Annotated in this window: 14 protein-coding genes; 12 read left to right on the top strand and 2 right to left on the bottom strand. The window is 35.9% G+C overall.

Features of this window, described 5'->3' with window-relative positions; translation table 11 throughout:
* The first annotated feature begins 112 nt into the window (after positions 1–112).
* The 8 genes from ACFQ1K_RS00070 to ACFQ1K_RS00035 all read left to right on the top strand — a co-directional run bounded on the left by ACFQ1K_RS00070 (position 113) and on the right by ACFQ1K_RS00035 (position 8783).
* The gene (locus ACFQ1K_RS00070) at positions 113–2488 is read left to right on the top strand and encodes a heavy metal translocating P-type ATPase (RefSeq protein ID WP_320556071.1); all 2376 of its coding nucleotides are present in this window, start codon (positions 113–115) and stop codon (positions 2486–2488) included.
* A 94-nt stretch (positions 2489–2582) separates the two neighbouring features.
* Positions 2583–2756, top strand: a complete 174-nt coding sequence (ccoS, locus tag ACFQ1K_RS00065; RefSeq protein WP_320556070.1) for a cbb3-type cytochrome oxidase assembly protein CcoS — start codon at positions 2583–2585, stop codon at positions 2754–2756.
* Between the two features lie 10 nt (positions 2757–2766).
* Positions 2767–4974 (top strand): cytochrome-c oxidase, cbb3-type subunit I, encoded by a 2208-nt coding sequence (ccoN, locus tag ACFQ1K_RS00060; protein ID WP_320556069.1) that lies wholly within the window; start codon positions 2767–2769, stop codon positions 4972–4974.
* 5 nt (positions 4975–4979) lie between these two features.
* Entirely contained in the window at positions 4980–5165 is a 186-nt protein-coding gene (locus tag ACFQ1K_RS00055; protein ID WP_320556068.1) for a CcoQ/FixQ family Cbb3-type cytochrome c oxidase assembly chaperone, read from the top strand.
* Positions 5162–6148 (top strand): cbb3-type cytochrome c oxidase N-terminal domain-containing protein, encoded by a 987-nt coding sequence (locus ACFQ1K_RS00050; RefSeq protein ID WP_320556067.1) that lies wholly within the window; start codon positions 5162–5164, stop codon positions 6146–6148. The genes ACFQ1K_RS00055 and ACFQ1K_RS00050 overlap by 4 nt, the downstream gene beginning before the upstream one ends.
* Positions 6149–6169: 21 nt before the next feature.
* Entirely contained in the window at positions 6170–7594 is a 1425-nt protein-coding gene (gene ccoG, locus ACFQ1K_RS00045; protein WP_320556066.1) for a cytochrome c oxidase accessory protein CcoG, read from the top strand.
* 39 nt (positions 7595–7633) lie between these two features.
* Positions 7634–8080 carry a FixH family protein gene (locus ACFQ1K_RS00040; RefSeq protein WP_320556065.1) on the top strand — a complete coding sequence of 149 codons (447 nt, stop codon included), beginning with the start codon at positions 7634–7636 and terminating at the stop codon, positions 8078–8080.
* 1 nt (position 8081) lies between these two features.
* Complete coding sequence (locus ACFQ1K_RS00035; RefSeq protein ID WP_320556064.1) at positions 8082–8783, top strand: sulfite exporter TauE/SafE family protein; 702 nt, start codon at positions 8082–8084, stop codon at positions 8781–8783.
* 126 nt (positions 8784–8909) lie between these two features.
* On the opposite strand, the gene ACFQ1K_RS00030 is transcribed toward ACFQ1K_RS00035, so the two are convergent.
* Together ACFQ1K_RS00030 and hemN are read right to left on the bottom strand one after the other, a co-directional pair.
* On the bottom strand, positions 8910–9743 hold the full coding sequence (locus tag ACFQ1K_RS00030; protein WP_320556063.1) for a universal stress protein: 834 nt from the start codon (positions 9741–9743) through the stop codon (positions 8910–8912).
* A gap of 11 nt (positions 9744–9754) precedes the next feature.
* Positions 9755–11119 carry an oxygen-independent coproporphyrinogen III oxidase gene (gene hemN / locus ACFQ1K_RS00025; RefSeq protein WP_320556062.1) on the bottom strand — a complete coding sequence of 455 codons (1365 nt, stop codon included), beginning with the start codon at positions 11117–11119 and terminating at the stop codon, positions 9755–9757.
* A gap of 191 nt (positions 11120–11310) precedes the next feature.
* Here hemN and ACFQ1K_RS00020 point away from each other — a divergent pair, with 191 nt between their 5' ends.
* The 4 genes from ACFQ1K_RS00020 (at position 11311) to ACFQ1K_RS00005 (ending at position 14031) form a co-directional block, all read left to right on the top strand.
* Entirely contained in the window at positions 11311–11892 is a 582-nt protein-coding gene (locus ACFQ1K_RS00020; protein WP_320556061.1) for a superoxide dismutase family protein, read from the top strand.
* Positions 11893–11987: 95 nt separating this feature from the next.
* Positions 11988–12518: an RNA polymerase sigma factor gene (locus ACFQ1K_RS00015; protein ID WP_320556060.1), complete on the top strand. Its 531-nt coding sequence runs from the start codon at positions 11988–11990 to the stop codon at positions 12516–12518.
* Position 12519: 1 nt separating this feature from the next.
* Positions 12520–13314, top strand: a complete 795-nt coding sequence (locus tag ACFQ1K_RS00010; protein WP_320556059.1) for an anti-sigma factor — start codon at positions 12520–12522, stop codon at positions 13312–13314.
* Between the two features lie 231 nt (positions 13315–13545).
* Positions 13546–14031 (top strand): hypothetical protein, encoded by a 486-nt coding sequence (locus ACFQ1K_RS00005; RefSeq protein ID WP_320556058.1) that lies wholly within the window; start codon positions 13546–13548, stop codon positions 14029–14031.
* The last annotated feature ends 336 nt before the right edge of the window (positions 14032–14367 follow it).

Raw genomic sequence — 14367 nt, 5'->3', positions numbered from 1 at the left:
ACCAATTGATTTTGTGACTGTATCAAATATAATAATTACATGACAAATATCATATTTTATCTTTAGAGATAATGTCACCTTTGTTACAGGTATAAATGAGCAAATTATAAAAATGGAAAACAAATCTTGTTTTCATTGTGGTGACGATTGTGGCAACCACCCGATTACGTTTCAGGAAAAATCATTTTGTTGTAATGGTTGTAAAACCGTGTTTGAAATTTTTAATAAAAACGATTTAACCTGTTACTACGACTTACAGAAATCGCCTGGTGCGATTCCTAAGGAAATTGAAGGGAAGTACGACTTTCTTTCACAAGGTAATATTATTGAAAAACTTACCGAATTTAGAAGTGACGATCTAGAAATCGCCACCTTATACATTCCACATATTCACTGTAGTTCATGTATTTGGATCTTGGAAAACCTCAATAAGCTCAACCCTCATATTTCAGATTCTCAAGTTAATTTTGGCAAAAAAACCGTTAGGGTTTCTTATAACCCTAAGGCTACAGATTTAAAGTCAGTTGTCACTTTACTTAGTGGCATTGGATACGAGCCTTACATTAGCTTAGATGATTTTAAGGCAGGGAAGCAACATATTAACCGCACGCTGATCTATAAACTTGGTGTAGCAGGTTTTGCATTTGGGAACATTATGTTTCTTTCGTTTCCTGAATATTTCGAAATCAATGAATATTGGCTAGAGCAATACAAGCACATGTTTCGTTGGCTTATGTTTGCTTTGTCTATTCCTGTAGTTTTCTATGCTGCACAAGATTATTTTATTTCGGCATATAAAGGATTAAAAGCTAAACTACTGAATATAGATGTACCCATCGCATTAGGTATATCGGTATTGTTTATTAGGAGTACCATAGAAATTTCGTTTGATATTGGCTCTGGTTTTTTTGATAGTCTTTCAGGGTTGGTATTCTTTCTTTTAGCCGGTAAGTTTTTCCAGCAGAAAACATACGATTTCTTATCCTTTGAACGCGATTATAAAAGCTACTTTCCCATCGCCATCACTAAAATCGAAAAAGATGGTAGTGAGAATGCCATTCAAGTTTATGACATTAAAAAAGGAGACCGACTTCTCATAAGAAACGAAGAGTTGATTCCTGTAGATGGTATCCTTATCAATGGTAGAGGAAAAATTGATTATAGCTTTGTGACGGGTGAATCTCAACCTGTTACAAAACAATCTGGTGATAAACTTTTTGCTGGTGGCAAACAAACCTCTGGAATCATAGAGCTTGAAGCCATTAAATCTGTAGAACAAAGCTACCTCACCCAGTTATGGAGTAACGATGTTTTCAGTAAGAATAAAGAGGATGGTTTTACCAACATTACCAATAACATTAGTAAACATTTTACAATTGCCATTATTACAATAGCCGTTATTGCAACAACATATTGGTTGTTTACAGACGCAAGCAAAGCCATGAATGTGTTTACGGCAGTACTCATTATTGCTTGTCCTTGTGCTATTGCCCTCTCAGCTCCTTTTACATTTGGAAATCTACTTCGCATATTTGGGAAATTAAAATTTTACGTCAAAAATGCGAGTGTTATTGAGCAATTAGCACATATCAATACCGTCATATTTGATAAAACAGGAACCATTACCTCTAACCAACAAAGTAATGCTGAATACGAAGGTATATCCTTATCCGATTCCGAAAGTTTGGTGTTAAAAAATTCACTCAGAGGCTCTAATCATCCATTAAGTAGAACACTTTACAACATTTTAGATGAACATAACATCATCACCCTTGATTGTTTTGAGGAACACATTGGTAAAGGTATTGAAGCAAAACATGATGACATTAACCTAAAGGTTGGCTCTGCAAGCTTTGTAGGCAATGTAGAGCAAACATCAACGCTTAACACGACAGTACACGTAAGTAGTAATAATGTTTACAAAGGCAAGTTTACATTTTATAACAGCTATAGAAAAGGAGTTTCAAAGCTTTTTAATCAACTGAAAAAACATTTTGATCTAGTTATTCTTTCTGGTGATAATGAAGGTGAGCGTGAAAATCTTAAAAAATTATTACCAGCAAAGACTAAATTAATTTTTGACCAAAAGCCGGACGACAAGTTGGAATTTATCAGATACCATCAGTCCGAAGGTGCTAAAGTACTTATGATTGGAGATGGGCTTAATGACGCAGGAGCTTTGGCACAAAGTAATGTAGGTATTGCGATTTCGGAAGATGTTAATGTATTCTCTCCAGCTTGTGATGCCATTTTAGACGCTTCAAAATTCAAACAATTGTATCGCTACATTATGGCTTCAAAATCGGCCATAAATATCATCAAATGGAGCTTTGTACTATCATTCGTATACAATGTTATTGGATTATATTTTGCCGTAACTGGTCAATTAGCACCAGTAGTTGCAGCCATATTAATGCCATTGAGCTCTATAAGTATTGTAATATTTACAACAGTGTGTACCAATATCATAGGAAGAAAATTAAAATGATTATTTGAAATAAATAAAAATAGGTCGACATGATAAAAGTCATGTTTTTAAAAAAGGGACCACTGTAAATTTGAACCATAACTTCAAAATAGGTATGAGTGTTATATACATAGTTTTAACAGTAAGTGTCATTGTAGGTGTAGCTTTCTTTATCGTTTTTTTATTGGCTGTAAAATCTGGTCAGTACGATGATAGCTATACTCCATCAGTACGTATGCTATTTGAAGACGAAATAGTAAAACCAAAAAAATCAACAAAAACTGACTAATTATATTAATATGGAAATGCAACAATTTTACTACGATAACAAAATCGTTAAAAAATTCCTCTACGCCACCATAGTATTCGGTGTGGTTGGGATGCTCGTTGGGCTTATTTTGGCCTTTATGTTTTTATTCCCGAACATGACCGACGGTATTTCGTGGTTAAGTTTTGGTCGTTTAAGACCACTTCACACCAACGCGGTTATTTTTGCCTTTGTAGGTAATGCCATTTTTGCAGGTGTATACTACTCACTACAGCGTTTGCTTAAAGCTAGAATGTTTAGTGATTTACTGAGTAACATTAACTTTTGGGGCTGGCAATTAATCATTGTTGGTGCTGCAATCACTTTACCTCTTGGTTATACCACATCTAAAGAATACGCTGAATTAGAATGGCCGTTTGATATTGCCATTGCTTTGGTTTGGGTTGTTTTTGGTGTTAATATGATTGGTACCATTTTAAAACGTCGCCAACGTCACCTCTATGTGGCCATTTGGTTTTACATCGCAACATTTGTAACCGTCGCAGTACTACATATTTTTAACAGTTTAGAACTCCCGGTCAGTTTAACTGGTATGAAAAGTTACTCTGTTTATGCTGGTGTTCAAGATGCCTTGGTACAATGGTGGTATGGCCATAATGCAGTTGCATTTTTCTTAACGACACCTTTCCTAGGGTTAATGTACTATTTTGTACCTAAAGCGGCTAATCGACCTGTATATTCCTACAGGCTTTCAATTGTTCACTTCTGGTCATTGATATTCATCTATATATGGGCTGGACCTCACCACTTATTATATACGGCACTTCCAGAATGGGCACAGCACTTAGGCGTTGCATTCTCTGTAATGTTAATCGCACCATCTTGGGGAGGTATGATTAATGGTCTATTAACCTTACGTGGTGCTTGGGATAAAGTGCGTACAGATCCGGTTCTTAAATTCATGGTCGTTGCAATTACAGGTTACGGTATGGCTACGTTTGAAGGGCCTATGCTATCCCTTAAGAATGTAAATGCCATTGCACACTTTACAGACTGGATTATTGCACACGTGCACGTTGGAGCCCTAGCTTGGAATGGATTCTTGGCCTTCGGTATGATATATTGGTTAATCCCAAGACTATTTAAAACAAAACTACATTCCGTTGGTTTAGCCAATTTACATTTCTGGGTAGGTACCCTAGGTATTATACTTTATGCATTACCTATGTATGTTGCAGGGTTCACCCAAGCAAGTATGTGGAAACAATTTAATCCAGATGGTAGTATAGTTTATGGTAACTTCCTTGAAACTGTAACCGAAATTATGCCAATGTATTGGATGCGTGCTATTGGTGGCACACTTTACATCACTGGTATGTTAATCTTAGTCTATAATGTTATCGTTACGATTGTAAAATCAGACAGTAAAGTTACAGATGAGCTTGCTGAAGCCCCAGCTTTAAAACGGGTATCTAAGAGACGCGTTGCTGGTGAAGGATGGCACACATGGTTAGAGCGTAAGCCTGTACTTCTTACTATTTACGCTACAATAGCCATATTAATAGGTGGTATTGTACAGATTATACCAACAATTGTGGTTGAATCTAATATACCAACCATAAGTAGTGTCCAGCCTTATACTCCATTAGAACTTGAAGGTAGAGACATCTACATCAGAGAAGGTTGTGTAGGCTGCCACTCACAAATGGTAAGACCATTTAGAAGTGAGGTAGAACGCTATGGTGAGTATTCTAAAGCTGGTGAATATGTTTATGATCATCCATTCCTTTGGGGTAGTAAACGTACAGGACCAGACTTACATCGCGTTGGTGGTAAGTATAACGACAATTGGCACTTTAATCATATGTACGATCCACAAACAACCTCATCAGGTTCAATCATGCCTGCCTATAAATGGTTAATTGTTGGTGAGGGTGCTAAACTAGATAAGTCCATGACCGAAAAGAAAATGGAAACTATGGTTAGTCTGGGTGTCCCTTACACAGAAGAAGATATTGCTAACGCACAAGCTTCTATGTTAGAACAAGGTACTCAAATTGAGAAAAATCTTTATAGCGATCCTGATTTTGCAAAATCTTATGAAGCTGATAAAGCCGCTGGCGGTGAAGATTTCGTCGAAATGCGAAATAGAGAAATTGTTGCACTTATTGCTTACCTACAACGTTTAGGTACCGACATTAAAGTGAAAGAAATCATTAACGAAACTGCTCAAAACTAATCGCCATGCTAAAATTTGTAAAACATCATATGGAAAGTATCACAGGGATAGAAATCTATCCCTTGATATCCCTTTTAATATTCTTCCTCTTTTTTGTAGCACTCTTTTTCTGGGTATTTACAGCAAAGAAAGACTATATCACAACCGTTAGTAATATTCCTTTAGATAACCAAAAAGATTCACAACTATGAGAAATTTAATTCCATCATATATCAGAGTCCCTGTTGTATTCTTCATAATTGCAGGACTTATTGAATACTTTGTAGATTCTGGTGATCAACCAGCGTTTATTGAACAACCTGTCATCCTATTATTCCTTTTATTGGTGCTTCTGTTTTTAATCGCCATAGAGGGTATTGTAGGCACAATGGATAACATTCTTTATCAAAGTTTAGATGAAGAAGGTAAGGCCAGATACGATGCACAAAGAGCGGCACCATCTAAACTAGCTTCATGGATCAATAAGACCTATGATAAACTTAGAGGAGCCAAACCCATAGAAGAAGAAGGTGAAATTATACTAGACCACAACTACGACGGTATAAAAGAATTAGATAATAGTCTTCCACCATGGTGGTTATATGGTTTTTATGCTACTATTATTTTCGCTGCGGTTTATTTGGCCCGTTATCATGTTTTTAATGCTGGAGATCAATTTGCAGAATACGAAATTGAATATGCCGAGGCTAATAGAGCTATCGAAGAATATAAAAAGACCGCGAAAAATTTAGTTGATGTTAATACCGTAGAAATACTCACAGATGCATCAGACTTAAATGCTGGTAAAAAGATTTTTGAAGTTAACTGTGTGGCCTGTCATATGGCTGATGGCGGTGGTGGTATTGGCCCTAACCTAACGGATCAACACTGGATTCTTGGTGGTGGTATCAAAAATGTTTTTAGAACTATTTCCGAAGGTGGTAGAGATGGTAAAGGAATGGTTGCTTGGAAAAACAGTTTAAAACCTCTTGAAATGGCTCAAGTCGCTAGTTATGTATTACAATTCCAAGGGACAACGCCAGCCAATCCAAAAGAAGCTGAAGGAGATGTTTGGGTAGATGAATCTGAACAAGCAACAGAAACTGAAGAATCATCTTCTGAAGAAACAACCAATGAAACAGAAGAGAATGCTACTGAGGTTGTTGAAGAAGCCCAAACCATAGCCTCCAATTAAATCATATAAATCCATACCCAAATGGAAACGCCAGAAAATGAAGTTTTTAGAGATTCAATAGGTACCATCAATGAAGAAGGTAAGCGTAATTGGATTTTCCCTAAAAAACCTTCAGGCCCATACTGGGAAAAGAGAAAACTAGTAAGCTACTTTCTGTTAGCCTTTCTTTTCTCTGCTCCATTTATAAAGATTAATGGTAACCAATTCCTAATGTTTAATGTTTTAGAAAGGCGTTTTAACATCTTTGGTTTTCCATTCTGGCCACAGGACTTTCATCTGTTTGTCATCTCTATGATTATTGGTGTGGTATTTATCACCCTATTTACTGTAGGTTTTGGTCGTATTTTCTGTGGGTGGATTTGCCCTCAGACCATTTTTATGGAAATGGTCTTTAGACGTATTGAGTTTTGGATAGATGGTGATAGAAATAAACAGATACGACTTAAAAAACAAAAATGGGATGCCGAAAAAATTAGAAAACGTACTTTAAAGTGGTTTATCTTTTTAGTGATCTCCTTTTTAATCGCTAATATTTTCCTAGCCTATTTAATTGGAGGTGATAAGCTCCTCAGATATGTAAAAGAAGGACCTTCTGAACATTTAGGAACCTTAGTGCCCTTATTAATTTTCACAGGAGTTTTCTATTTCATTTTTGCTTGGTTTAGAGAACAGGTCTGTATCATTGCTTGTCCTTATGGTAGATTACAAGGTGTTCTTTTAGATAATAAATCTATTGTTGTGGCTTATGACCATAAACGTGGAGAGGGTGAAAACGGTAGAAAAAAATTCAGAAAAAATGAGGATAGGGATGCTTTGGGTCATGGTGACTGTATAGACTGTTTTCAATGTGTTCATGTTTGTCCTACAGGTATTGACATAAGAAATGGTACACAATTGGAATGTGTAAACTGTACGGCTTGTATTGACGAGTGCGATACCATAATGGAAAAAATTGACAAGCCTAAAGGATTAATCCGCTATGCAAGTGAAGATAATATAGAGAAAAAAGAGCCTTTTAAACTAACGGTACGTATGAAAGGGTATATTGCCGTACTGGTTATTTTAATCGGTGTGTTATTAGGTATGCTAGCCTTAAGAAATGATGTTGAGGCCAGAGTACTAAGATTACCTGGCCAGCTATACGAGCACAAAGACAACAACATTATAAGTAATGTATATACCTATAAATTAGTAAACAAAACGACTGAGAACATCAAGGACGTGAGTTTTAAACTAAGAGGTATTGATGGTGAAATTAAACTAGTCTCTACCAGCGATACTTTTGAGGTCAAGGGAAATGGATTGTCAGAAGGCACATTGTTTATAGAGCTTAAACAAAGTGATCTTTCTGGAGACAAGAATACCTTAACCATTGATGTTTACAGTGGTGATAAATTAATAGAAACAACTTCGGTATCGTTTTTAGGTCCTAGAAGTTATAATTAAATCCTGAGACAAGTTCAGGATGATAAAATAAACGTTATTATGAAAGTAAATTGGGGAACAGCCATTGTATTAGCTTTTGTAGGCTTCATAGGTTTTATCATGTATTTTGTGATTAGCATGGCAACGAATGATAAGTACGATCATGATTTGGTGGTAGAAGATTATTATCAAAAAGAATTAAAATTTCAAACCGATATTGATAAGGAAGAAAACTCCAAAAACCTAATAATCAACGTCAGCTGGAAAAAGACCCAAGATGGCATTTTAGTTGAGTTCCCTAAAAATTTAGATATAGAAAATATTAAAGGTAAAGTGTTCCTATACAGACCATCTAACAAGCATTTAGATTTTGAAATTCCTATTTCATTGTCTAATCATAATTTGCTCATACCTGACAACAAATTGTTAGATGGTCGCTGGAACATTAGTATAGACTGGACCTATAATAATGAATCTTACCTCTTCAAGGACGCTATAAATTACTAACATGCTATATTCGGCATTTATACTGGGCTTATTGGGTAGTTTACACTGTGTAGGCATGTGTGGACCAATAGCCTTTATGCTGCCGGTAGATCGTTCTAATTCAATTAAAAAAGTATCTCAAATCGGTGTTTACCACTTTGGTAGATTATTGGCGTATAGCCTTATTGGTTTGGTTTTTGGTTTAGTTGGAAAAAGTCTCAATCTCTTTGGAGTACAACAACAACTCTCTATAGCTATAGGTATATTAATGATTATTGTTGTTCTTATCCCTTATAAGGCCTTTGCTAAATACAACCTGTCCAAACCTTTAAACACGTTTATTTCCAAGATTAAATCTAACTTAGGTCAAGCCTTGAAGAAAAAAACACCAGATACCTTCTTAACCATAGGTTTTCTTAACGGCTTTTTACCTTGTGGTTTAGTTTATATGGCTGTTTTTGGAGCCATTGCAACAGGAAGTCTATTTCAAGGCAGCCTATATATGGTTTTATTTGGGTTAGGCACCATTCCTTTAATGACCTCTGCTATTTATCTGGGTAAGTTTTTGAACCAAACTATAAAACAACGCATACAAAAAGCCATTCCTGTTTTTGTTGTGCTCATCGGTGTTTTATTTATTCTCAGAGGTTTGGGATTAGGCATTCCTTACATCTCTCCTGCCCCAGTCGTAGAAATGACTACTAGTGCTATTGAATGCCATTAAAAGATTTGATTCTTAGTTTTCAACAAGAAAATAATTCAAAAAAAAAGATGCCATAAAAAACGCCAAAGCCCTCGTCTTTGGCGTTATTACTTGATATTAATAACACTAACTAACAAACATCAAGAACTATATTTTAAAAGTCATCACTGGTAAGGTTGAATGATTGGCAATGTCTTCGGAAATACTTCCCTCAAAGAAATGCGCCAAACCTTTTCTGCCATGTGTGGCAACGGCTATCAAATCTGCACCAATGGTATTGGCAAAATTCAAAATACCCTTTTCAATAGAATAATCTGATACGATATGAACATTTTCTAAGTTGTCTAAATCACCATCAGCCTTTTTAAGGAATAAAGATATACGCTTATCTATTTCCATTGAACTTCTAAAATTGCCATCTGGAGAGTTAACATAGACCAAATGCATTTCCGCCCCTAATTTCTCAAATGTTTTTCTGGCATTAAGGTACGGTGTAATGGCCTCGTCTGTAAAATCACTGGCAAAGACTCCGTTTTCAAAATCCAACAAGATTGGATTATGCTTTATCACCAACACAGGGATATCTGCATGGCGTACTACTTTTTCTGTATTAGAACCCACCAATACCTCTTTAACTCCACTTGCACCATGGGAACCCATGACAATGAGATTAGCATGGTGTTCATTAGCTACATCATTCACCTCACTCCATACTTTAAAGTGTTTTACAATGGGAGTGATTTTCAACCCCTCTAAATAGGGTCTATCCAAAAAGGCATCAAACTTTTGCTCTGCTAATTTTAAATAAAAGACAGCTTCTTCATTAATAGAATTGCCGTTGGCCGTTAATATGGCATTAGACAGCTCTAACATGTGTAATACGATAAGTTCAGAGCCATACTTTTGAGCCAAGTTAGCTGCTGCTTCTAGAGCATATTCTGAATGCTCCGAAAAATCTATGGGTACAATAATTTTTTTCATGGTGTTAGTGTTTAAATGGTCATTGAAAATAGTTGAGTATCTGGCTTTTTGCGCTGCAATAGCAAATCAAAGGCCATACAAATATTTCTTATAAAAGGTCTCCCCTTTTCGGTTACGATTAACTGCTTTCTTTCAAACTCGATTAAACCATCTTGCTCCAATTCCTTTAGCTTCATGAGCACTTCAGGCAATTCGTTAAACGTTAATTCGGGTTGTAACCAAGAAGTTTTAAAGTGACACATTAAATTGAGAATATGTTTTCTAATTTTAAGATCTTCTTCAATTAAAATATGCCCTCTGTAAACCGGGATTATATTATTTTCCAACAAGTTATAATATTCCTCTATGGACTTTACATTTTGAGCAAAACCGTACCAACTATCACTTATGGAAGATACTCCCAACCCAATCATAACTTGGGTTTTTGAGGCTGTATAACCCATAAAATTACGATGCATGGTTTCATTTTGCATGGCTTTATACAAACCATCAGTTTTGAGTGCAAAATGGTCCATACCTATTTCGGTATAGCCCACTTTTTCTAAAAGCGATTTACCTGTTTCATATTGTGCACGCTTGGACTCAGCAGTTGGTAAATCCTCGTCTTTAAAGCCACGCTGTCCATTACCCTTTATCCAAGGTACATGCGCATAGCTGTAAAAGGCAATACGATCTGGCATTAAAGCTTCTGTTTTGCTAATCGTTTCCCTAACATCTGCTTCGGTTTGAAATGGCAAGCCAAAAATAATATCATGTCCTACAGAGGTATAACCAATAGCTCTGGCCATTTCTGTGGCACGCTTTACATATTCAAATGGCTGTATACGATTAATAGCTTTTTGAACTTTAGCATTATAATCCTGAACGCCGAAGCTCACTCGTCTAAACCCTAAATCATATAGTGCTTGTAAATGCTCAGCCGTCGTATTGTTAGGATGTCCTTCAAAAGAGAATTCATAATCATCAGCAAGGTCAGATACTCTGAGCAGTTCTGAAATTAAAAGCGTTAAATGTTCTGGAGAAAAAAATGTTGGTGTGCCACCACCCAAATGTAATTCCTTAATTTTTGGCTTAGTCCCTAATAATTGACGGTATAACTGCCATTCCTTTAAGACCGCTTTTATATATGGTAATTCTACCTCGTGCCGTTTCGTTATGCGTTTGTGGCACCCACAAAAGGTACAAAGGCTTTCGCAAAATGGCAGGTGCAAGTACAGACTTATCCCTTCTTTGATGTTAGATTCTTCAAAGGATTGCTTTAAAACCTGTTTCCATTGTTGTAATGAAAACGACTCAACATCCCAATAAGGCACTGTTGGATAACTCGTATAACGTGGACCTGCCACATTGTATTTATTGACTAACTTCTGACACATATTTATTTTCTCCTAACTCAAAATTACTCCTAAGCGTCTGCATAAAATATGATTTTTGTCATGAAGCCCTTATAATTAACATAATAGCTTAATTTATAAGCATTAGCTTTATTTAAATTTGAAAGAATCCTTTGACTCTATTTGCATTCATAGGCTTATATCCTTAACTTTACTAAAAACTTAAAAGAACTATGAGACACTTAAAATATAGCGTTATGGCCTTAGCGATTATGGTTATGACAGCATGTAAAGAGAATAAGAAAGAAACAGAAGAAACCGTAGACATTGAGGTTGAAAAAACGGTTGAAGACACCGTAACCAAAACAGAATTAAAAATGACATTAGACCCTAAAAGTGGTTCTAATGCTTCTGGAACTGTAACTTTTGTTGAAGAAAATGGTGTAGTGACCATGACGGCATATCTGTCAGGATTAGATGAAGGTGAGCACGCCATTCATATTCACGAGTCTGCAGATTGCTCATCACCAGATGGAAAATCTACAGGCGGACACTGGAATCCAACTGCGCAACCTCATGGTAAATGGGGAGCAGATACAGGCTACCATAAAGGAGATATAGGAAACTTCATGGTTGGAGAAGATGGTAAAGGAGAAGTTAAATTCTCTACCAGTGAATGGTGCCTAGGTTGTGAAGATGACACCAAAAACATCATTGGTAAAGCTATTATCGTACACCAAGGCACAGATGACTTCACATCCCAACCTTCAGGTGCTGCTGGTAGTAGAGTAAGTTGCGGGGCCATTATAGAATAAATTAAAAACACTAATCAAATAAATAAATTCAATTAGCTAGAGCTATTGCAGTACTAATCTTCCCCTTGTCTGCAAAAATTCTAAGCAAGTCACTTATGACCGAATTAGAAATCTTAGTACAGCAATTTCAATCTAAAAATCAGGTTGCGTTCAAAAAACTCTATAGTATGTACAGCCAAAGCATACATGGTGTGGTGTACAACATTGTGAAGGATGCCGATATTGCAGATGAAATTATGCAAGATGTGTTTATAAAAGCATGGCATAAGGCAGATACCTATTCTTCAAAAAAGGGCCGATTTTTTACGTGGATCTTAAATATTGCACGCAATGCGGCTATTGATATGACCCGATCTAAAGCCTTCAAACAATCCAAGCAAAACCTTAACTCCGATTATTTCGTAGATACTATAACAAACAATGATAGTTTAGATGAACGTACAGATGCTATCGGCATTAAAAAGTTTGTGACCAACCTAAGCCAAAAATGCAAGGAAGTTATAGAGTTGTTGTACTTTAAAGGATTTACACAAAAGGAAGCTTCAGAAGAGCTCAACATGCCTATTGGCACAATAAAAACAAGAAATAGAAACTGTATTCAGCAACTAAGGGATATGGTATTGTAATATGGATATAAAAGCATACATAGCATCGGGTATTTTAGAGCTCTACGTGGCGGGTAAGCTTTCTGAAAAAGAAAATCAGGAGATTTATGAGTTAATGCAGGAACACCCTGAAATATTACAAGAAGTTTTAGAGATAGAAGCAGCCGTTGTAAAACTGACAGGAGCTGCATCACCACATGCCATAGATTTTGAATCGTTTAAAGGTAAATTAGATACCACCGGCACTAAAGTTATTGATCTAAAGCCAAGAAAACCAAACTGGATATCCTTTACAGGATGGGCCGCCTCTATCATACTTGCTGGTGGTTTGTTATGGACGCTTAACAACAAAACCAAGGTTGAGGAAGAACTTCAAACCGTTTCTACCGAAAAGCAATATCTCGAAATACAAATAGAAGAAGCTAGAAACAATCTGACTGCCACCAAAAGCCTATTAGATGCCATACGGGATAAAGATATTATTACCGTACCATTGGGCGGACAAGGAGACTACGCCTCTACCTATGCCAAGGTCTACTGGAATAAAGCCGATAACACCATTTACTTAGATGGCGAAGGCTTACCAAACGCTCCAGATGGCAAAGTATGGCAAGTGTGGTCCTTAACGTTAAACCCATTAACACCAACGAGTTTAGGCACTATAGACGATTTCAATACAGACGAAAATAAAATATTTACCATTGCCAATACCAATGAAAGTCAGGCCTTTGGAATAACCTTGGAGCCAGCAGGTGGTAGCGAAAGTCCAACAATGGAACAACTCTATACACTTGGTGTTGTCGCCGCTACTCCTTAAGAACTATTGGGAACAATAATTTTAAAAAACCACTAATAGCTTTATTAGTGGTTTTTATTTTCTGTAAATTGTAGCGAAAACATATAATGTGGATATAGTCAATAACTATATTCATTTGTTGTTCGTCATTTCTAAAACCAAATCGTGAAATATATTAAATTCATATTGCTATTTCTTTTTTGTAGTTCATGTTCAACTAATAAAACCGTCATAGGTTTATACAGTAATGATATGTGTAAAAAAAATAAACCTGACTGCTCACAAATTGAACTTAAGGCGGACAATACATTTGACTACTTAATCCATAATGACCCTGATGGCAGTGGAAATCTAACTAGTGGAACATGGAAGCAATTGACAAATGACACTATTGAATTGAATACAATATTACAACCTGAAATTCCCGTAACGATTTACAACGGAAAGATAAATCCCGAATTAAAAAATAAAATAAGAATTTATTTCTCTGATAAAGATGGACCTCTAGAACATGCTATAGTTAGAATAAATGACAGTAATGAAGAAAAAGAAACTAATTATGAAGGAATGGTTGAATTCGAAGCTGAACAAGTCAATATTATTAAGTACAGTTTTATAATGAATGAGGAGGAAATTCAAATAAAAAATCCAAATCATAATGAAATAAATATTCAAACAAAAGATCAAGATATATTACATCCAGAATACTTAAAAAATTATAAACTCAATGTTAATTAATTATGGATTCGTCTACAGTTTTTAAAAAGACCAGCTTGAAAAACAAAATGTGGTATAGTTATTAAAAAAACGAACGCACAACAATGTGTATAATTCATTGCGGCTGAATTCCTAATCGGAATTCATTGCAATTAGCTATCTTTCGGTTACGGCGGAAAATCATAGCTGATTTTCCGCAACGAGTCATACACAAAACCGTTAAGCACAAGCATGACCCGTCCTGAATAAAGGCTACATAATTTTAAACATTATGTACAAAAACGACAAAGTCATCAGACGGTATTCAGAACCTTTCAAACTGAAAATTTTAGACGAACTTACAACCGGAAAGCTAAA

It is taken from the genome of Winogradskyella aquimaris (assembly GCF_042676105.1).
In the GTDB taxonomy this organism is placed as follows: domain Bacteria; phylum Bacteroidota; class Bacteroidia; order Flavobacteriales; family Flavobacteriaceae; genus Winogradskyella; species Winogradskyella aquimaris.
The sequence above is the reverse complement of the archived record's forward strand: the minus strand, read 5'-3'. Positions and strand labels throughout refer to the sequence as shown.

What these genes read in the sequence shown, in the direction of transcription:
- ACFQ1K_RS00070 (WP_320556071.1), top strand. Translation starts at nt 113, where the DNA reads ATGGAAAACAAATCTTGTTTTCATTGTGGTGACGATTGTGGCAACCAC.
- ccoS (WP_320556070.1), top strand. Translation starts at nt 2,583, where the DNA reads ATGAGTGTTATATACATAGTTTTAACAGTAAGTGTCATTGTAGGTGTA.
- ccoN (WP_320556069.1), top strand. Translation starts at nt 2,767, where the DNA reads ATGGAAATGCAACAATTTTACTACGATAACAAAATCGTTAAAAAATTC.
- ACFQ1K_RS00055 (WP_320556068.1), top strand. Translation starts at nt 4,980, where the DNA reads ATGCTAAAATTTGTAAAACATCATATGGAAAGTATCACAGGGATAGAA.
- ACFQ1K_RS00050 (WP_320556067.1), top strand. Translation starts at nt 5,162, where the DNA reads ATGAGAAATTTAATTCCATCATATATCAGAGTCCCTGTTGTATTCTTC.
- ccoG (WP_320556066.1), top strand. Translation starts at nt 6,170, where the DNA reads ATGGAAACGCCAGAAAATGAAGTTTTTAGAGATTCAATAGGTACCATC.
- ACFQ1K_RS00040 (WP_320556065.1), top strand. Translation starts at nt 7,634, where the DNA reads ATGAAAGTAAATTGGGGAACAGCCATTGTATTAGCTTTTGTAGGCTTC.
- ACFQ1K_RS00035 (WP_320556064.1), top strand. Translation starts at nt 8,082, where the DNA reads ATGCTATATTCGGCATTTATACTGGGCTTATTGGGTAGTTTACACTGT.
- ACFQ1K_RS00030 (WP_320556063.1), bottom strand. Translation starts at nt 9,743, where the DNA reads ATGAAAAAAATTATTGTACCCATAGATTTTTCGGAGCATTCAGAATAT.
- hemN (WP_320556062.1), bottom strand. Translation starts at nt 11,119, where the DNA reads ATGTGTCAGAAGTTAGTCAATAAATACAATGTGGCAGGTCCACGTTAT.
- ACFQ1K_RS00020 (WP_320556061.1), top strand. Translation starts at nt 11,311, where the DNA reads ATGAGACACTTAAAATATAGCGTTATGGCCTTAGCGATTATGGTTATG.
- ACFQ1K_RS00015 (WP_320556060.1), top strand. Translation starts at nt 11,988, where the DNA reads ATGACCGAATTAGAAATCTTAGTACAGCAATTTCAATCTAAAAATCAG.
- ACFQ1K_RS00010 (WP_320556059.1), top strand. Translation starts at nt 12,520, where the DNA reads ATGGATATAAAAGCATACATAGCATCGGGTATTTTAGAGCTCTACGTG.
- ACFQ1K_RS00005 (WP_320556058.1), top strand. Translation starts at nt 13,546, where the DNA reads ATGTGTAAAAAAAATAAACCTGACTGCTCACAAATTGAACTTAAGGCG.